Annotated in this window: 13 protein-coding genes; 5 read left to right on the top strand and 8 right to left on the bottom strand. The window is 37.5% G+C overall.

Annotated elements, in window-relative coordinates; genetic code table 11:
* Nucleotides 1–2 precede the first annotated feature (2 nt).
* Both KFO40_RS18625 and KFO40_RS18620 read right to left on the bottom strand, forming a co-directional pair.
* Nucleotides 3–629: a YhcH/YjgK/YiaL family protein gene (locus KFO40_RS18625; protein WP_008022193.1), complete on the bottom strand. Its 627-nt coding sequence runs from the start codon at nt 627–629 to the stop codon at nt 3–5.
* Nucleotides 626–1,234, bottom strand: a complete 609-nt coding sequence (locus tag KFO40_RS18620; protein WP_008022194.1) for an RNA polymerase sigma-70 factor — start codon at nt 1,232–1,234, stop codon at nt 626–628. Before KFO40_RS18620 ends, KFO40_RS18625 begins: the two co-directional genes overlap by 4 nt.
* A gap of 163 nt (nt 1,235–1,397) precedes the next feature.
* Between KFO40_RS18620 and KFO40_RS18615 the strand changes: the two genes are divergently transcribed.
* Nucleotides 1,398–2,390, top strand: coding sequence for a FecR family protein (locus KFO40_RS18615; RefSeq protein ID WP_008022195.1), 993 nt, complete (start codon nt 1,398–1,400; stop codon nt 2,388–2,390).
* A gap of 665 nt (nt 2,391–3,055) precedes the next feature.
* Here KFO40_RS18615 and KFO40_RS18610 read toward each other — a convergent pair.
* The 6 genes from KFO40_RS18610 to KFO40_RS18585 form a co-directional block, all read right to left on the bottom strand.
* Nucleotides 3,056–4,009, bottom strand: a complete 954-nt coding sequence (locus tag KFO40_RS18610) for a DUF4999 domain-containing protein (RefSeq protein WP_008770989.1) — start codon at nt 4,007–4,009, stop codon at nt 3,056–3,058.
* Nucleotides 4,010–4,032: 23 nt separating this feature from the next.
* Entirely contained in the window at nt 4,033–5,232 is a 1,200-nt protein-coding gene (locus KFO40_RS18605; RefSeq protein WP_004313623.1) for a DUF1735 and LamG domain-containing protein, read from the bottom strand.
* An 8-nt stretch (nt 5,233–5,240) separates the two neighbouring features.
* Nucleotides 5,241–6,380, bottom strand: a complete 1,140-nt coding sequence (locus KFO40_RS18600) for a glycoside hydrolase family 18 (RefSeq protein WP_004313624.1) — start codon at nt 6,378–6,380, stop codon at nt 5,241–5,243.
* 27 nt (nt 6,381–6,407) lie between these two features.
* Nucleotides 6,408–7,958 (bottom strand): SusD/RagB family nutrient-binding outer membrane lipoprotein, encoded by a 1,551-nt coding sequence (locus tag KFO40_RS18595; protein ID WP_128859709.1) that lies wholly within the window; start codon nt 7,956–7,958, stop codon nt 6,408–6,410.
* A gap of 17 nt (nt 7,959–7,975) precedes the next feature.
* Nucleotides 7,976–10,780 (bottom strand): SusC/RagA family TonB-linked outer membrane protein, encoded by a 2,805-nt coding sequence (locus KFO40_RS18590; protein WP_128859708.1) that lies wholly within the window; start codon nt 10,778–10,780, stop codon nt 7,976–7,978.
* Nucleotides 10,781–11,404: 624 nt separating this feature from the next.
* Nucleotides 11,405–12,640: a site-specific integrase gene (locus KFO40_RS18585; RefSeq protein WP_049702915.1), complete on the bottom strand. Its 1,236-nt coding sequence runs from the start codon at nt 12,638–12,640 to the stop codon at nt 11,405–11,407.
* 379 nt (nt 12,641–13,019) lie between these two features.
* Here KFO40_RS18585 and KFO40_RS18580 point away from each other — a divergent pair, with 379 nt between their 5' ends.
* The 4 genes from KFO40_RS18580 to KFO40_RS18565 form a co-directional block, all read left to right on the top strand.
* Nucleotides 13,020–16,331, top strand: a complete 3,312-nt coding sequence (locus tag KFO40_RS18580; protein WP_151923314.1) for a TonB-dependent receptor — start codon at nt 13,020–13,022, stop codon at nt 16,329–16,331.
* 11 nt (nt 16,332–16,342) lie between these two features.
* On the top strand, nt 16,343–17,917 hold the full coding sequence (locus tag KFO40_RS18575) for a SusD/RagB family nutrient-binding outer membrane lipoprotein (RefSeq protein ID WP_248005604.1): 1,575 nt from the start codon (nt 16,343–16,345) through the stop codon (nt 17,915–17,917).
* Nucleotides 17,918–17,942: 25 nt separating this feature from the next.
* Nucleotides 17,943–19,079, top strand: coding sequence for a glycoside hydrolase family 18 (locus KFO40_RS18570; RefSeq protein WP_128859217.1), 1,137 nt, complete (start codon nt 17,943–17,945; stop codon nt 19,077–19,079).
* Between the two features lie 31 nt (nt 19,080–19,110).
* A partial coding sequence (locus KFO40_RS18565) for a DUF1735 and LamG domain-containing protein (RefSeq protein WP_211146692.1) occupies nt 19,111–20,215 on the top strand: 1,105 nt, incomplete at its 3' end.

The raw sequence follows: 20,215 nt of genomic DNA, 5'->3' as shown, positions 1-20,215 counted from the left end.
GTTTAAGGGATATATTCGATTTTAGCAACGATTACTCGTATCTCTTCCGGTTCTTTCCCGGCTTTTACTAATGCCTGATGGAAGTTTTTAGGGAAGAACATGAAGAATGTGTCCGGAGTGGAATCTACATATTTTATTTTTTTGGCTTTGTAGAAAGTAACATCCGGTTTATATTCGGTGATAGGCTCCGCATATTCGGCTGAAGTAATTCCGAAACGTTCGGTACCTTTTACTACATATTGCAGATCGATGCCGTGGCGGTGTGCTTCAATTTTACGTTTACTGACATCTTGTGTTGTTGCATCCTGCACATTGATGTAGCAATGTTCACCATCTACTTCGTATCGTCCGGCAGGCATATTTACGAGGTCGTGGGTAGCTAGCCATTGGAAAGTCTTGTCCCACACTTTCTTGTTCTTGTGATATTGTGAGGCAAACTCCTGATAATCGGTTGTCTTATGAGGCATTGCCTTCAGCCCGTTCGCCCATTTTTGCTTCTGTGTCCATTGGCGGGCTTGTTTAAGAGTCCAGTTGTCAGCAGATTCTTGTGAATATACATTTTCTGTGAAGAAGAAAAGAAAAAGTCCGATAAACAGGCTTGAACTACTAAATACGAAGTTTGATTTCATGATTGTTCGAAAAAGTTAGGTCCGAAAATAAGTATGAATAAAGGTAGATAGTCTTTTAAAGCTACTCGTAATAGCTTTAAAGCTTGTCCAATCCTGTAATTAATCGTTTGTGGAGATACATTCAGTTTCTCGGCAATTTCTTTATGCGTCAGATGTTGATTACGGTTCATCTCGTAGGCTTCGAGATATTCTTTCGGAAGTCTTTTTAGTGCTTCTTCATATAGACGGAAAAGCTCATCACTCAAATAGAAGTCCGGGTTATTGAGCTCACTATCATATTTATCAACGATTTCCTGATGTACTTTTCGTTTAATTTCAAAATGGGAAAGACGGTTGAGGGCTTTGTTCTTGACAATCGTAAAAAGAAGAGTTTTGAGTGTCAGTTCTTCCATCAGAGTACAACGGTTTTCCCACAGCCACATCATTGTTTCCTGCACAATCTCCTCTATTTCTTCCTGCTCACTTACGTATTGAGAACAAAAAGCACATAGCCTACGGAAATAATGTCTGTAGACGACGTCAAAAACTTTTTCTTCTCCTGCTTTTAGGGCAGTAATAACGGACTTATTATTATTAATATCCAAATATATCGAAGATTGTGACATTCTCTTTTAATTTATGTAAGACAAAAATAATGAAAGAAGTAGATAAATGAAATAAAAATGCGAGAAAAAATATTTTTTTCTTTTTTCGTTTAGTATATTTGTACTCACAACTGTATTACTACAAAGGTTTTATAGTTTTTTTATTGTAAAAGGTCAAATGAGCATGGATGAAACTATCTTGTTGAATTATCTGCAGGGTGAATGTAATGATGAAGAAGCTGCCCGGGTGGAAACTTGGTGCGAGGAAGAACCGGGGAATCGGAAAACTTTAGAGCAACTTTATTATACTCTTTTTGTAGGTGAACGTATAGCGGTGATGAATGCTGTAGATACAGAGGCGTCATTAGATAAATTTAAGTCGGCTATCAGAGAAAAGGAGAGAAATACTAAACAGAAAAATATCTCAATCCGTTGGGGGCGTTATGCTACTGTGGCTGCTGCTTTTCTTACCGGACTTGTTTTTGCCGGTGGAATTGCCTGGGGATTACTTTCCGATAAACTTTCAGATTATGAGGTGATAACTGCTGCCGGACAGAGAGCACAGACTGTACTGCCGGATGGTAGTAGGGTATGGCTGAATGCATCTTCTAAATTAGTTTATCATAATTCTTTCTGGAGTTCGGATCGCCAAATCGATTTGTCGGGTGAAGCTTATTTCGAGGTTTCCCATGATAAACATGCTCCATTTATCGTAAACAGTAAACAAATCAAGACTTGTGTGCTTGGTACGAAATTTAATGTGCGTGCGCGTGAAGAAGAGAATAGGGTAGTGACTACCTTGCTTCAAGGTTTGGTGCGGGTGGATTCTCCACGAACGGAAGAGAATGGCTATTTACTGAAACCGGGACAGACATTGAATGTGAATACGGATACTTATCAGGCAGAGTTGATTGAATATAACCAGCCTACGGATGTGCTCCTGTGGATGAAAGGTAAGTTGGAATTCAAACAACATTCTTTATTGGAAATAACCAATATTATGGAGAAGTTGTATGATATTAAATTTATCTATAAGGATGATGCTTTGAAATCAGAACGGTTTACCGGTGAATTCTCTACTGATAGCACTGCTGATGAAATATTGAATGTTTTGATGCATACAAATCATTTTTCTTATAAGAAAGACGGACGGATTATTCGGGTGATGAAGAAATAAGATATAAACATAAGTCTTTTTACAGGGGGATTCTTAACTCATTAAGAATCCCCCTTTCCTTTATGGCTTTCTTAGATCATTAGAGAAACAAGTGTTTGATCGAAAATTTTGTTTTGGTGCAGTTTTGAACAAACTTCACCGTGATGAGCCCATCTAAATAGAATTAGTTAAAAACCGCATTCAGCTTTCAGTCTACTTAAAAAGTTCCTTTTCATCGGTGCTTTTGGCTGAACGCGAACCTGAAAACAAAAAGGAGATGTAAATAGTCTCTTTTTTAGAGTCTCTATTTACCTTCAATAGAGCCGCTGTTTGAGTGAAACATGGCCTTCGTTTTATGCGAATAGAGACTCTGATTTACTAACCCGGCATGTCGACGACTTTAACCCGACATGTCAATGTCGCTCTTTATCAAGGCGTTTACGAACAAGACTGAAACGGCTGAAACCGGATGATAGCGTAAAGATTCAGTAGGAGAAATTTAATTCAAAACCATAAGTCATAAGAAAGATGTACGAAGATGAACTAACAAGTAGAGATCTGGAGTATTCTTTTGGGAGATAGATTGATAGTCTGGAAGTATGTTTGTGAAGTATGTTTCTAAAATAGAGGGTAATCCATTGGATTACCCTCTATTTTATCATTTCTATGTTACCTATTCATTATGTTTATTCACTTTTGGGTTCGTAAACATTAAATTCTGTAACATCCGTACGACCGTTTGTAGAGATAGTGATAATCTGATATTTTAGATATCGCGTAGTAATAGGAGAGATGAACGTGATGTTTTGTGTACTACTACCGGGTATTGCTAATGAACTTAATGATTTCCATGTCATACCATTTTCAGACTGTAATATTTCCACTTCTCTAGGAGCATATGCATTTCCCCAGTGATTCGTTTTGATGCCTGTTAAAACCTTAGTTTCTCCTAAATCAACGGTGAACCAGAAGCCTTTATTATTTAGAGCAACGTCAGTTCCAGTCTTGCCATCAATTAAATTATTAGGTGCGCCGTCTACTCCTTCTTCCACATTAACAATCCAACCTGCACGATTACTGATAAGTTGGCTATTGCTAGGAGTACCACTTTTTAGATTACAGTAGGCAGCTTTATTAATGATGACAGGTAAGATACTTAAATTACTGCTAATGACAGTGTTCTTATCATTGGTAGTTACATTACTGATTGATACACTGAAAGAGAAACTTGTTTTTTCCATGATACTGGCGAATATCGTTGGATCGACCGTTGCAGTGATTTCTTCAGAAGTCATCTGTCCTTCTTTGAGAGTAACCTGTGAGGAACTTAAAACGATCTGGCTTGCATCAAGCCCTTCTGTTTCACTTTTTGCACTTAATGCGATAACCATATCTGTAGAGACTGCTTTCTGTGTTTTTACAGTAAAAGCCATCTTAATTTCATCTCCTCCGATTCCATTCGCATCATGAGTCAGATTGAACTTTTTTACATTCCCCGATAAATAGTCATTTCTCTGTAGAGACACATACGTAGCATTCCACTCGTTAAAAACTTCTTCATCATCACTACAGGACGAAATGAATGGGACAAACAAGCCGAGTAGAGTTGCTATTGATAGTGATTGAAATATATTTTTCATATACATATACAATTTAATTTTTACTATTTCCATTCAGTAGCCTTATCTGTAGATAAAATACCGTCAATCCAGGTAGGAGTAGCAGAAGTTGTCAAAGTATGACCTTTACCGGTTGCATCTTCGAACACATTACCTTGTCCTTCATTGAATCGCCAATAAGCTTCCAAACCTACAGATTTAGGGCTAACTTGCGTCATGTTATTCTGAATTTGAGAAGCGGAACGAACTACGGACCAAATACGTGCTTCACTCATCAAAATTTTACAGTTTCCCCATCTACTATAAGAATCATCACCTAAGCAGAACCAATTTACATCAGAGAAAGTTGTTGCTCCTGTTGGTATACTCAACACACCCGAATCAACTCCGTTTATGTAAAGTCGATAGTTGGAACCATCACAGACCAATGCTAAATGTTGCCATTCGTTTGGCTTGAAAGAATTACTTGGATTCAAATAAAGCCGGTTACGTCCTACAATCTGTACTAATGAATGTGCCTTATAATTTTCATTGTCACTTTGAGGATCCTCAAAACGTAAAAGGATGAAGTTTGCATCATCTCCTCCGTTCTTAAATACTGCACGGTCACGGTCAGCTGTGTTGGCTACCTGAAAACGAACCTCTATCGTATATTGTGAATACGTTTCGGGAGATTCTGTGAATTTATTAGCTTTTAAACTAGGAGCGCCAACAAACATTGGAGCTGAAAATTCGATAATACTTTCTGCCAAGATAACAAAGGTTCCGGTATTTTCCATCGGTGAAATACTTCCATCTTGCGATACTAGTTTTACAGGCAGTGCATATGATTCTCCCGATTTCATCATTTCCTGACTGAAAGCTTTCAAAGCGATGGAGAGGGCATCGGCTGCATATTGTCCTGCTTTTACAGTAATCGTTTCCGGCAACGTATAATAATCTTTGGGCAACATTATATATCCGGTTCCATTAATATGGTTATAAGTGTCCAGTACTGATTGATCTGTAACCAATTTATAATGATTGTCTGTAGAAGAAAGATTACTTAGATGCACATTTAGGGTAGTAAAACTTTCTCCAGTAGCCTGTACGGTCACTTTTTGACTTGTACTGGAAAGAGCTTCTTCAATATAAGCATGTGTATCTAAAGTATCGTATTTTGCATCTCCACAACTTACTATACTTCCTAAGCCTGTTATGACTGCGGAGAAGCATAAAATTTTTATATAATTCATACGTTTCATAGTTTACATTAATTTTTAAGTAATGAATGTGATGACGGGTTCATAATTTGAATAGCACGGCGTATATTTTTATATTCTGGTGAAGTTCCATACTCTGCTTCCATATGATAGGTTCCTGCACCACCTTTACGGAATCCGTTACTTGGTTGCCAGCGTGCCATTCCTTCGAGAGATTTCATTTTGTTACCATAACGATCAGTGTAATCATATCCACCGTCCATAGCAGCATCGGTAGCCTCGAAATTCTCGGTCATGATGGTCATCTTCGTGATTTGTTCTTCAGACATGACACTGCTATACGTCTGAACAAGTCCTGCACCTGCTACGCCGCCTGTGATAAGACGTTTATCGAGTTTAGAATCACTGCCAGGACTACTATTATTGTAAGCCTGAATGATAAAATAGTCAAAATATAACCCGACTTCAGGTCTACCTGTTATGCTCTGTGGTTCGCCATCGATAACTAATAATTTGCCAGTTCCTGATTTCGGACCGAAATATTTGCCTAGTTCATCAACAAATGCAAACATTCTATCGTCTTCGTCTACGATATTACCGGGGTTGCCAAAATTAGGTTCATAATCGATATCAAAGCCGTCGTAACCATATTTGTTTACTGTATCGGCAATGGCGCTTGCATATTTGCGAATGGATGCTTCTATTGCTTCCTTATTTGATTCATCGGAAGGCCATCCCCAAAAATCATTCACAGCTTCTTTTTCGGATGAAAATCCCATATTTTCCCAATTTTCACGAATATTCTGCGGAGTAATTTGATCGCCTACACTTCTGATAATAAAACACATGGTAAAACGAGTACCTTTAACTTGTTGGCAAAATTCCAGATCTTTTTTTTGAGCTTCTGTAATGTTCGACCAATTTCCCCAAATAGAAACAATATCTACACTATCAGGAATACCGGCTAAAGAACTTTTCATATAGGCACCTTCACCACTCCAGCCACCAAACCAACCAAATGCAACTTGGTGATCTGTCTGTTTATAGGCACGCAAGGCCGCATAATATTCATCCGATACGATCGATTCGGGAAAAGTTTTTGCTTCTGACTCCGTCCAGTCACTGCAACCGATCAATGAGGTCGTTGCCAGTGATATGAGTACAATGTATAATAAATAAATTTTCTTCATAAAAGTCCTTTTTATGCATTATATAAATTAGTTCTTTTTAGCCCACTTTAAGTCAGTAGCTTCGTTATCAGCACCGCCTAGTTCTGCTACTCCCAGATCATAATTGGCTTTATTGTTTTGTGCCTCTGTATAAGGGAAACTTAGACGACGCATACCGCGTTGGCTGCTCACACCACAATCTGATAGATTGTCGATACAAGGATAAAGTTCCGGATAACCTGTACGGCGATATTCAGCCCATGCTTCCAATCCTAATGGATAATTGGCGATCCATTTTTGAGTAATGACACGTTGGAAATTTTTTCCATTTACGTTGTCAGCCTCACTGTCATCCCACATCACACTCACTGTATTGGTAATTGTAGCAGTAGCATTTTGCACAGCATCACTTTCATGTGATACGACAGGAGCTTCGTCAATCTTCATGTATTCAGTGGCTGAAACCTGATATTGTTCCATTGACAAATTAATACCATCTTCATAATAGGCTTTTGCTGTTTTAGAACCGACATTCCAACCACGCAATTTTCCTTCTGCACGTAAAAACGCTGTCTCTGCAGCACAGAAAACCATTAATTTAGAAGTTGCCGTATATGCAGGAATAGAGAATCCTGCTGCATCTGCCTTTTTAAAATCGGCATCTCCAGTACGCATACCTACATATTTATCTGTTTTCCCGGCAAGGGTAGACTTATTAAAGAACTTCGGCATACGTGGATCGCCATATGCATTCATATAATCTACAATATTTGCATTCACACGCAGATCACCCCAACTTACAGCTGCCAGTTGATATGGATTACTCTGTGTGCCACAAGAAAGCATAGCATTATCCGAATTACTTTCAATCAATCCTGCTTTATGTGTTACTGCTGCTTCAGCTGCCTCTTGAGCAATGCCAGGCCATGTTCCGCTGATTCGCATAGCAACACGTAAACGCATTGAATTGGCTAGCTTAGCCCAACCTGAATAATCTCCATCGAAAACCGGGTCATTGGCACCTAATGGTGCGTTACCATTAGTCTCTACATAATAATTATAAAGAACGTCAGCAGCATTAGCTAAATCACTTAATATATTTGCATAAACTTGTTCCTGAGTATCATAAGAAACATAAAAATTACCTTTCTTTACTTGACTATAAGGCATCGGTCCATAACAGTCTGCTACACGAAGCATCGTTATTGCACGTATCATACACGCAAAAGCATAATAATGTCCCGTAGAATTAGTTGCTTCCTGTATTTGGAAAAAGTTTCCATATATTTTTTCAAACGGAGTGTTCCAGGGGGTAGCATTCCAGGCATCACTCTGATTGAATGTGCTGAAGTTTGTACCACTCCATGTGTTAGAACAGCATAGATAGCCGCCCAGCTGTCCCACCATCTGATCTTGCATTTGAGAGTCATTCTGTTGAATATTCACAATTGTTTCAATCATAGACTTCATCAAAGTCGCAGGGTCTGCATCATGAATTTGATATTGATTCGTATTATACTCCTCAAATTTATCGGTACAATTTCCTGCCAGTAACAACAGAGCGGCACCGACTGTGATATTTCTTAAATATTTTCTCATAACATTAGCTTTTTCTTTTAGAATTGAACTTTCACATTAAAACCGAAGTTACGCAAGCTAGGTTGCATAAAGTAGTCTACATTCATATAATAGTTACTGGAGGTAGAGGCAGACAATTCCGGGTCGAATGGGGCTTTACAATAAATCATCCATAAATTACGTCCTACAATACCCAAAGTAACATTCGCCACATTTTTAAACCATCTTTTAGGAAGTGTATAGTTTAGACTTAATTCCTGCAAACGTACATTGGTTGCACTATATAGATAATAACGACCGTAGCCACCTTCACCCGTACCAATAGTCTGGTAATACTTTTGGGCGTTAACTTTGCCGTTATTAATAGGTATACCACCATTATCACGAACCGTTGCAGATGTTTCGGATACTCCATAATAATCTAAAATACCTTGAGTAGCCGAATAAGCTAATCCGCCTACACGGGCTGATAATACAACTCCTAAATCAATTCCTTTATAAGTGAAATGATTGGTCCATCCGAGATTGAAATCAGCATCCAGATTACCTACTTTTACCGGAGTGTTTGATGAAGTGATACCCAGATTACCATTCTGATCGACTTTTATATTACCGTTATTGTCTTTTGTCAGTTGGTTGTATACATAGATATCAGTCATGGAACCTCCTTCTGTCAGGATGACGCGAGGAGCTACATTCTCTTTACCTAACCAACCCACATTCATTTCATCCATTTGGATAGCTTCTCCTGTCACGGGATTCACGCTACCGCTTGCCAGTCGTTTCACCTTGTTACGGTTTAGAGTGAAGGTTGCATTAGAAGACCATCCGAATCCTGCCCATTTATCACTGAATCCTAAAGCTAATTCAATACCCTGATTTTGCACGTTACCAGCTTGTACAATCGCTTGTTTATATCCGGAAGAAGAGGGGATATCTACCTTAAATGTTTGGTTCAGTGTGTTAGAACGATAGTAAGTAGCGTCTAAATTAAAACGATTTCCCCAGAATTTCAAGTTCAAACCGATTTCCCAGGATTTAGTCTTTTCAGGTTTCATATTGTCCATCGGATATACGGTCGGATTCGCCCAGTTATGTGTCTGGCTGTTGTATTCGTACCCCGGATTAGTAAGGAAACGATCGAAAGAAGAGGCTACCACTGTATACGAACCGCGTATTTTAGCATAAGAAATCACCTCTGGTAGTTTAACCATTTCTGATAATAAAGCCGATAAACCGACTGACGGATAAAAGAACGATTTTTGTTTGGAGAATGCGAGTTTTGAATCCCAGTCATTACGTCCGGTTACAGTTAGATACAGTTGATTTTTCCAACTTAATTCAGCACTGGCAAAAATACTTTGAATTTCATCTTCATATCCGGTAGGATCCGGTTTATAGTTGGCAGAGAAATTAATATTGTTGATCTGGAAGAAGTTGGGGATAACCAGGTCACCTGCAATATATAACTGATCCATTGAAGTATGATATATGGAAGCACCAACATTGGCTGTTAAATGAAAATCACCAAATGTTTTATCTATATTAGCCAGGAAATCGGCATATAAAGAACGTTCCTGACGCATGGCATCTTCAAAACCACCACTTACACCACAGAATGTTGTTAATGTAGAAGCTGATTTTTCGTTTTTATTCCGGTAGTCGGAATTGTCCAGATTGACGCGACCGACAACATTGAGCCAATCTGTAGCCTGCCATTTCAAAGAAGCGTTCATCATATAACGTTTCTTGTTGGAAGTACGGTTGATGCGATTTTGTATCCAATATGGATTTTGTAATGACAAACTTGCATCACCATAAGGCCAATATTGTTCCATATAGCCGTAGTTAGTATTATAACGTTCATACAAACGAATTTCGTCAAAGTTGTCTCCACGAGGGAATAGATACAGTGATGGGAGAGGGTTATAATACTGTCCTTGAGAAACCATGTTTTTGTTGTTCTGAACGATATATTGTGCACCGATATCCAGAGTAAGTTTATCATTCAGGAAATGGGTGGTATTACGTGCCGTAAAATTATAACGGTTATAGGAGTTATTCGGAAGAATTCCACCGGAGTTAGTTGTAGAAGCAGAAAGATAGGTCTGGTTTTTGGTATTTCCTGTAGATAATGCTACCGAATTGATAACATTGGATCCTGTTTCAAAGAAGTCAGATGGGTTATATCGACGGTTTGTCAATTCTCCCCAGCTGAATAATCCGGAACTTGTACCATAACGGTTCTGCATATCCGGCATAATATATGCTTTAGAGAAAGTAGTACTGTTGGATACTGTTATGGTAGTTTTCTCTGTTTGGCCTTTTTTAGTAGTAATTAAAACAACACCGTTTGCCGCAGCAGAACCATATAGTGCTGCCGCAGAAGGACCGGTCATCATACTAATACTAGCAATATCATCCGGATTTAAGTCAGCAACAGCATCTGATCCTCCCATCTCTCCAAATAATCCTTCGCCACCGCTTTTTCCTGTATTAAAAATAGGTACACCATCAATTACATACAATGCATTGTTATCTTTAGTCAGAGATTTCATACCACGCATAACAACACGTGTGGCACCACCAGCACCGGTTGCACCACTATTAATTTGAACACCGGCAACCTTTCCTGATAGTGAATTCATAAAATTGGCGTCCTTTACAGCTGTCAATTCGTCACCTTTTACCTCTTGTACATTATAACTTAACGCCTTAGTTGCACGCTTGATACCCAATGCAGTAACAACTACTTCGTCCAATACTTGCGTATCTTCTCCTAAAGTTACTTTTATAGGTTGTGCGTTGGCAAGCGTGATTGTTTGGGAGAAAATCAGTTTCATATACTTTTTCTAGATCCAATTCTTGTTAGATAAATAGATTAGATGTTCTATTTTTAAGATATCAGGCTAAATACAATTGAGCAAAATCAATGAATGAAAGAAAAAGTTAGTAAGATTGCACATGAATATGCAGTAATTAAATTGTTTTTATTCATATATGCGGTATGAATATTCGATAAAAGACGTTTTCTCAGGAATGTTCCACACCGAGAATCACTTCGTTTCTCGGTGTGGAACATTTTGATTCTTTAAATGGAACCTAACAAATCATTTAAAGAATAATAATAACTTGTTTTATAGTAGTTGTTTTCTTCTAGTTAGTGCCGATAATACAAAGAACGGAATCTTTTCATTTGATTAATATTGTCAATATTAGATACTATTCTATCACTACGCGGGCGATAAAAAGAATAATTTGCAATAATATTATCCTTTTTTATTTGAATTACGTTTGGCTAAAGTGGAAATCCCTGCGGTTTTCAAAACACTCCTGATAACAAGATGCATATTCTAAATTATAGGTAATCTGAATATGCGTTTTTTAATATTATACTCACTTTTATCCTATATCAATTATTGGTCCATTTTTCATTGTACATACAATTTGCATGCAAATGTATTAATCTAGAGATTAAAGTTAGTCAATAATTGAGCATTCCTTATTCTTTCCTCTTTTTCAAAGTATGCTAAATAGTGCTCGGTTACAGATAAGTTAGAGTGTCCCAAGCTTTCAGAAATATATGAGGTTTTCGCACCTCCACGTTTTAATACTGTAGCAAAAGAATGCCTTGCCGTGTAAGTCGTCAACTGAAAAATTCCAATGTCTTGGGCTATTTTTTTAAGTCTTCTGTTACATTTGGTTATAATACGCCGTACCAATCTAATCTTTTCAAAGGCATCTTCAGATCCTCTAGCATATTTAAAAATATACGTTTGCGGGCTTAATCTTGGATTACCCCATTTTTGAATAATATTCCACATTTCAGGAGTAATGATTGCATGTATCTCTTTGTTATGTTTGGTAGTTCGAGATGTCTTAGAGCGTACAAAGCATATTTCTCCATCCATAATATTTGAATACTGAAGAAATAATAAATCCATAAAATTAATGCCATTACATAAATAAGAAAACACCCAGAGATCCCTAAATTCTTCTATATCTTTTGTTTCACATTGATAAGACATTACTTTTTTTATTTCAGAAAGAGTAAGTGCTAATTTACGTCCACACCCTTCAGAAATTTCATATTTATTCTTTCCAAAAGGAAAAGATGATTCTTTTATGATACCATCATGTACAGCACGATTTAAGACACACTTTAAAGCTCGGAAATAAATACTTATGCTTGAATAGCTTTTACCTTCTGATATCCAAAATTTTTCACAACGTTTAAGCCAATCAATTGTAATGTTTTCCAAAGGTATAGTGGAACCTCCGAAATCTTCTAAACTTTTTAAAGCACTTTGATAATTTAAGTAAGTGTTTGCTTGTTCATTGGCTTCCAGTTCTTTCATTTTTAAGCGAAAAGCACTGCGCAAAGTCATATCATTCATCTGCCTTCCTAACCTGGCGCTTAATGTTTCAATACTAAATTCTCCTTTTTGTATCAGTTCGTTAACTTGTTGCTTAATAGTTGAAAAACTACTCTCTATATCTGATCGAATTTCTGCCAATAACCGGCTTTTTACTTTTAATAACCTTGCCCAATCTTCTTTTGACAATTCTTTCCCAGTTGAGTAATATTTTTGCTTTCTTCTATATACCACTTGAACTTTAACAGGAAATTGTCCACTCTTTTTTGCTCTTCTGGTATCTAATATGGTTAAAACCGAAATTCCATCTTTTGAATATTTGAACATAAAATGAATATTTATATCTATACAATAGGTAAAGCATACATATATTGTATGCAAAATGTATGCAAATGTAATAAATCAGCCTGATTTTAATAAACGCATAAGCTTCTATTTATCAAATATTTGAGTATTTATTTTTCAATTAGAAATCTACCTATTCTATTTTTTTGATAAAAAAAATCTTATCTTCGTTTAGTAAGGTTACAACATAAAATGTATTACTATTGAATAAGCGCTTATGGAATTTATTTTAAGTGTAACCTTTAAATTTATTAATTATGATAAACAGAGATACATGAAACCTTTGTGTGAAAACGGTAATCACATTTACCGCTTCTAATTACAAACTCTCTAAAAACTATTTCTAATTAAAAAGAATAAGATGAAAGAAATTATAAAACACAAGTTCTCACACTTGTTATTCTTCCTTTTGTTGGTTTCGTGTTTTGCTTCAGCTTATGGGCAAAAACGAACGATCACTCTTAATCTATCGAAAGTACCCTTGAACACTGCTTTGAAAGAAATTGAGAAACAAACTTCAATGTCAGTAGTCTATAACACAAATGATGTCGATATAAATCGTGTCATATCTATCAAGGTAACAAAAGAATCTTTGAATAATGTAATGAATCAGTTATTCAGAGGAGTTAATGTCAGTTTTTCAATAGTAGATAATCATATTGTACTTTCTGCGAAGAGTAATAAAGAAGAGCAGCAGAAAAAAACACCAATTACTGCAAGTGGTACTGTTACTGATTCAAAAGGAGAACCATTGATTGGAGTTAGTATTTTGGTAAAAGGAACTTCAAATGGTACTATCACTGATATGGATGGAAATTTCAAAATACAAGCAGCTAAAGGTGATGTACTTGAAGTATCCTATATCGGTTATGCCTCCCAAGCAATCACACTTACCAACGCACAACCCATGAAAGTTACCCTAGGAGAAGATACGCAAGTATTGGATGAAGTAGTTGTTACTGCATTGGGTATCAAGCGGTCAGAGAAAGCATTGACGTATAATGTACAACAGGTGAAAGGGGATGAACTTACAACTGTAAAGAGTACTAACTTTATGGGAGCACTGGCTGGTAAAGCAGCAGGGGTACAGATTAATTCTAGTGCTTCAGGTCCAGGCGGTGGTGTAAAGGTTGTAATGCGAGGTGCTAAATCTATTACGCAGAATAATAACGCTCTCTATGTGATTGATGGTATTCCAATGTATAATCGTGCTTCTTCCGGGGGTGATGGAGCTATGGCTACACAACCGAGCAGTGAATCAATAGCTGACATTAATCCGGATGATATTGAGAGCATGTCGTTGTTGACAGGACCTTCTGCAGCTGCATTGTATGGATATGAAGGAGCTAATGGAGTAGTATTAATTACTACCAAGAAGGGACGTGCTGATAAGACAACCGTGACTTATAGTAATAATACCACATTCAGTGATCCTATGATGATGCCTAAGTTTCAAAACACTTATGGTAATATGACAGGTGAAATGATGAGCTGGGGATTAGAAACTGATAAGAGATACGATCCTGCAAATTTTTTTAATACAGGAAGCAATGTATCCAATGCACTTTCTCTCTCTACAGGTAATGATAAGAGTCAAAGCTATATCTCTGTAGCCACAACTAATGCAACAGGCATTATGCCCAATAATGACTATGATAGATATAATTTCTCATTCCGTAATACTACCAACTTCTTGAATAATAAGTTTATTTTGGATACAAGTGCTAACTATATTATTCAAAACGATAAGAATATGGTATCGCAAGGGCAGTATTTTAACCCGCTTACTTCTTTGTACTTGTTCCCACGTGGCGAAGATTTTTCTGATGTAGCTGTATACGAACGTTATGATGATTTGTCGGGTGTAAATACTCAGTATTGGCCATATGGTGATTTAGGCGGTGTTTCGTCTCAAAATCCTTATTGGATTATGAATCGTATGAATCGTGAGAACGATAGAAGACGTTATAAATTGGCTGCTAGTCTACAATATAATATCATTGAAGGGCTAAATGTACAAGGACGTGTGAGCATCGATAACACCGAAAGTAAATACACCGAAAAATTCCACGCAGGTACGGTCGGTAATTTTGCCGGTCCAAAAGGGCGATATAAAGAAGAAAACCGTCTAGACAGACAAGTGTATGCTGATGTATTGGCGAACTTCAATAAAACGTTCAATGAATTTAATGTAACGGCCAATTTGGGTGCTTCTATTAAGGATCTTCGTATGGAGTTGACTTCTTTACATGGAGACTTGAACAATGTAACTAATCATTTTACTATCGAAAACCTTACACGCAGTGGTTATTATAAAGTAAATGCTGATGGTTTAAAGCGTCAGACACAATCAGTTTTTGCCAATGCGGAAATAGGCTGGAGAAGTTTTCTCTACTTAAGTCTCACCGGACGTGCTGACTGGGATTCTTCTCTGGCTCTTTCAGAAAGAGGAAATAAACCGTTTTTCTATCCTTCTATTGGTCTTTCAAGCATTTTGAGTGAAGTTATTGATTTGCCTGAATGGTTCTCATTCTTAAAAGCACGTTTTTCTTTCACTTCGGTGGGTAATGCCTATGATCCATATTTGACAAAGGTACGTTATGTTTATGATGATCAGCTTGACCAATATAAAGCAGAATCCTTGTATCCAAACTCTGATTTGAAACCAGAAATTACTAAATCTTATGAGGCGGGATTGAATATGCGTTTCTTCAAGAATACATTGAATTTTGATATTACTTATTACAACTCTGATACACGTAACCAAACATTCGCTGCGCCTCTTCCGGCAAGTTCTGGGTATACGGCTGTTAACATCCAAGCAGGTAGTGTACAGAACCAAGGTATAGAGATGGCCTTAGGATATAAAAATGAGTGGCGTGATTTCGGTTGGTCCAGTAATTTTACTTTTACTTATAATAAGAATAAAATTAAAAGATTGGCTGATGGTGTTACAAACAGAATTACGGGGGAACCGATTGAAATGCCTTATGTAGACAAAGCAAGATTAGGAGGCTCTACTTCACCGGTAGTACGCCTGACAGAAGGTGGTTCTATGGGAGACCTGTATATCAACCGTGACTTTAAACGCGATAATAATGGTTATATCTATTTGGATGCCAAGACAGGTTTGCCAAGTATGGTGGAAACCGAATATAAGAAAATCGGTTCATTGCTTCCAAAGGTTAATTTAGGATGGAGAAACTCATTTACTTATAAAGGTTTACGTCTGAATATATTGTTAAGCGGACGTTTTGGTGGTTTGGTTGTATCTAATACACAAGCTTTCCTTGATCGTTGTGGTGTTTCCGAATATAGCGCACAACTTCGTCAGGCTGGAGGAGTAACCATCAATAACAGAAATGTATCCGCTAAGGATTATCTCAGCATAGTAGCGGCTGGTACTGGTGAAGGTGACCACTATGTATATGAAGCAACCAATATTCGTTTGCAGGAGGTTAGTCTTGAATATACACTCCCTAAAAAGTGGTTGTATAACATTGCTGATGTAACATTAGGTTTAATCGGAAATAATCTGGGCATGATATATTGCAAGGCACCGTTCGATCCTGAATTGGTTGCGTCATCTACCAGTACATTCTATACTGGTGTGGATTATTTCATGCAACCTAGCTTGAGAAACATGGGATTTAGTATAAAAGTACAATTCTAATAAAGCAACGAATGATGAAAAGATTCAATATAATTAAGACTGTAAGCGTGGCAGCTTTCACTACTACTCTGCTATTCGCTTCATGTACGGGAAACTTTGACGAATTAAACACACATCCAACAGACGTGTATCCCGAAGATATGACTCCGACGGAACGGGTCGGTACGTTGTTTGTGGCTATGACTCGCTTATTGAATGCCTGTCAGGAAAATAACAGTCAACACACTGAACAAATGGTAGGGCAGTATGGCGGGTATTTTGCAACAACTGCTCCTTGGAATGGTACTAATTTTGGAACATTCAATCCTAGTGCTGACTGGGTAGATGTTCCTTATAAAGATATGTTTACAGAGTTTTATCCGAATTTCCAGACAATAAAAGAATCTACAGGAGGTACCGGATATATTTATGCGTGGGCATCTATTCTGCGGGTCGGTGTTATGCTTCGTGTAGCTGATATTTATGGTCCTATCCCTTACTCTGAAATGGGAAAAGGAGAATTCCAAGTGGCATATGACGATGTGAAAACACTCTATCATAATATGTTTGATGATTTGACACGTAGTATCAATGTACTTTCGGCATTTGTTCAGGAAAATGAAGGAAAAGAAGTACCTGTTGCCGAATATGATATCATATATAATGGTGATTTTAGCAAATGGATCAAATACGCTAACTCATTAAAACTTCGTATGGCCGTACGTATCGCTTCTAATACTGAAGATACAGAATATGCCAAACAAATGATGGCGGAAGCGATTGATGGCGGAGTAATAGAATCTAATGATGATAATGCCTTTTTTCCATCTATGCCATATAACCCATTTTGGATTGCTTCAGATTGGGGTGATTTAGCTATCAATGCAACACTTTCTGCATACATGAATGGATATAATGATCCACGTATCAGCAAATATATGAATACCTCGACTTCGTATAGAGAGTATCGTGGTGTACGTATGGGTATTAAAGATACAAGTAAAAGCGTTGAAGGTAGTGCTGCAAGGTACTCTAAACCAGCTGTAACAGATGCTTTTCCTATGCCAGTTTTTTATGCGGCAGAGACTTATTTCTTAAAAGCTGAAGCGGCTTTACAAGGATGGATTGCAGGTGGAACAGCGGCAGCTAAGAGTTACTATGAACAAGGTATTCAAATTTCAATGAATCAATATGGCGTAGAGATTGGTGATTATCTTTCAAGTACAGTTGTTCCTCAAGGGTATACAGATCGATGGAACTCTCAAAATAATATTTCATTTACTGATGTTCCTACTGTTGCATGGGAAAACGGAAGTAATAAACTTCAGAAGATTATTACTCAAAAATGGATTGCCAACTATCCATTGGGAATCGAAGCGTGGTGTGATTATCGCCGAACTGGTTATCCTGAATTGTTTACGGCGCGAGATAATCTAAGCTCTGTTGGTTATATCGGTGATATTGATAGTAAACGTATGGTACGTCGTTTACCATATCCTACAACGGAAAAATCTAGTAACTCAGCCAATGTAGAAGCAGCTATTGCAACTATGTTAGGTGGTCCGGACACCGGAGCTACAGATTTGTGGTGGGCGAAAAAGAATTAAATTTTAACCTGATAAAATATAGAATATGAATATAAAGCATATAAAAAATGCATTCGGATTTGTATTTGCCGCTATATTCTTCGTTGGATGTACGGATGTGGAATCTATTAATGATGTTGATTTGAATCAAACAATTAAAACTGATGAATATTATGCTGCTTTGCGCAAGTGGAAAGAAACACCGGGACTTCCACAAGTGTTCGTTTGGTTCGACAATTGGACAGGAACTTCTCCTACTGGTGAAAATAGCTTGAGAGGTCTGCCTGATTCTGTAACCATTGCTTCCAACTGGGGTGGGCATCCGAAATTTGAATTAACTTCGGAGCGAAAGGCTGATATGGAATATGTACAAAAAGTGAAAGGCACAAAGGTTGTTGTTACCTTATTTTCTCAAAATGTAGGCGACGACCTTCCGGATAAAGAAATTTATCACGAAGCTGGAACCAGTAGTGATCCGGAAAAGGTGAGGCCTGCAATTAAAGCCTATGCAGAGGATATTTATAAAGCTTGTCTTGAATGTGGATATGATGGTTATGACTGGGATTATGAGCCTGGTGGTGGAATGGGAGTTGGTCCGCTTTGGTCAAATAAAGTACAGAGAACTATTTTTGTCGAGGAACTTTCCTACTGGTTTGGACATGGTGCTATGGATCCTAACCGCGATCGTGGAGATCGCCCTATGCCAGAGAAACGCCTTCTTTTCTTGATTGACGGTGAGGTTGGAATCCGAACAGGTATGGATAAAGAATGGCTTTCATACTATGTAGACTATTTTGTATTGCAAGCTTATGGTGGAATGGCAGATTATAGAATGACAGGCGTGTTGCGTGATATGGATGATTGGATACAACAGGGGATTATTACTCCGGATGAAATTGTCCGTAGAACCATAGCTACCGAGAATTTTGAATCGTATGCTAATACTGGAGGAGGATTCCTAGGTATGTCAAACTACGTATATAAAAATACTTATACTGTTAATGGAAAACCTTATGAAATAGACCAGTTAATTGGTGGATGTGGTCTTTATCGTGTAGGCTTTGACTATGCACAAGGTAAGGGCGATTATGATGGTTCACCGGAATATTATTTCTTGCGTCAGGGAATTACAAACATATATAGGAATTTCTATGATCGCATGAATGCTGCCAACGAAGAATAATGATTAAACGAATTTTATAAGAATGAAAATTATGAAATATATCTATTTATCAAGTCTTATGATTGCATTGTCAGCATTCTTTCTTATAGGATGTGAGAATGCAGAATACAAGGCACAGTCAAACAGCCTTTACATAACAGATGCGGCTGGTACAAACAATGCTACTACTGTTACCATGGATGATGGTGCAGACATTAACGTTGTTGTGCGTTTAGCTCAAAAAGTTATGGAAGATGTGGAAGTGGAAATCCAGTTCTCTCCTGAATTACTGGCTGAATACAATGCAACTAGCGGTACGGAATATGAAGTCTTGCCAGCCGATATGCTTCCAAAGAATGCGACAGTGATAATTCCGGCAGGTGAAATTAGTGCTAATTATCGACTTCATGTGGATGATTTTGTGACTAATGGTATTACTTATGCCATTCCTCTTACATTAGGAAATGTTATAAAAGGTAATATTGTAAAATCAAAAGCTCAAAGTAAATTTATTTATGTATTAGCTAAGCCTTTGAATGTTTCTGTTCCTGTATTACGTGGTAATGCCGGAAATGTAACAACACTTCCTGAAACGGATTGGGGAATTACAGTAGATGCATGGACATTGGAAGCATGGGTACGTATGGATGGTTATAGTATAAATAATCAGGCTATTTTCACTTCCGGAAGTAATGATCATGAAATCTATATCCGTTTTGGAGATGCCAATAGGCCTTACAATTATCTACAGATAAAGTCTTTGGGAGGTCAAAAACAAACAGCCAGTGATTTGGAAGCAAACACTTGGTATCATTGGGCTTTCGTTTATAATGGAACAACACTTACCATTTATAGGAATGGAAAACAAGATACCTTCTTTGATCCTCCTGTACCGAAAGGTGGAAGCGTACGCTTTGATTTTATGAAAATAGTGGATAGTGGTAGCTATTTCCGTAATAATTGTGCTATGAGTCAGGTTCGCCTATGGAAAGTAGCTCGTACAGAATCGGAGATCGCAAACAATATGTATTTTGAAGTTAATCCTAAGAATCCTAATTTGATTGCCCTTTGGCCGATGGATGAAGGAGATGGCACTTCCTTTAGAGATGCTACAGGAAACGGACACAATGCAACATCTAATGGTGCACTTCAAAGGT

It is taken from the genome of Bacteroides sp. 1001302B_160321_D4 (assembly GCF_015667765.1).
GTDB classification, from domain to species: Bacteria; Bacteroidota; Bacteroidia; order Bacteroidales; family Bacteroidaceae; genus Bacteroides; species Bacteroides xylanisolvens.
This window is presented reverse-complemented; position numbering and strand designations above follow the sequence as displayed.

Excerpts from the sequence above, each read along its gene's own strand:
- KFO40_RS18625 (WP_008022193.1), bottom strand. The coding sequence starts at position 629 with ATGAAATCAAACTTCGTATTTAGTAGTTCAAGCCTGTTTATCGGACTT.
- KFO40_RS18620 (WP_008022194.1), bottom strand. The coding sequence starts at position 1,234 with ATGTCACAATCTTCGATATATTTGGATATTAATAATAATAAGTCCGTT.
- KFO40_RS18615 (WP_008022195.1), top strand. The coding sequence starts at position 1,398 with ATGGATGAAACTATCTTGTTGAATTATCTGCAGGGTGAATGTAATGAT.
- KFO40_RS18610 (WP_008770989.1), bottom strand. The coding sequence starts at position 4,009 with ATGAAAAATATATTTCAATCACTATCAATAGCAACTCTACTCGGCTTG.
- KFO40_RS18605 (WP_004313623.1), bottom strand. The coding sequence starts at position 5,232 with ATGAAACGTATGAATTATATAAAAATTTTATGCTTCTCCGCAGTCATA.
- KFO40_RS18600 (WP_004313624.1), bottom strand. The coding sequence starts at position 6,380 with ATGAAGAAAATTTATTTATTATACATTGTACTCATATCACTGGCAACG.
- KFO40_RS18595 (WP_128859709.1), bottom strand. The coding sequence starts at position 7,958 with ATGAGAAAATATTTAAGAAATATCACAGTCGGTGCCGCTCTGTTGTTA.
- KFO40_RS18590 (WP_128859708.1), bottom strand. The coding sequence starts at position 10,780 with ATGAAACTGATTTTCTCCCAAACAATCACGCTTGCCAACGCACAACCT.
- KFO40_RS18585 (WP_049702915.1), bottom strand. The coding sequence starts at position 12,640 with ATGTTCAAATATTCAAAAGATGGAATTTCGGTTTTAACCATATTAGAT.
- KFO40_RS18580 (WP_151923314.1), top strand. The coding sequence starts at position 13,020 with ATGAAAGAAATTATAAAACACAAGTTCTCACACTTGTTATTCTTCCTT.
- KFO40_RS18575 (WP_248005604.1), top strand. The coding sequence starts at position 16,343 with ATGATGAAAAGATTCAATATAATTAAGACTGTAAGCGTGGCAGCTTTC.
- KFO40_RS18570 (WP_128859217.1), top strand. The coding sequence starts at position 17,943 with ATGAATATAAAGCATATAAAAAATGCATTCGGATTTGTATTTGCCGCT.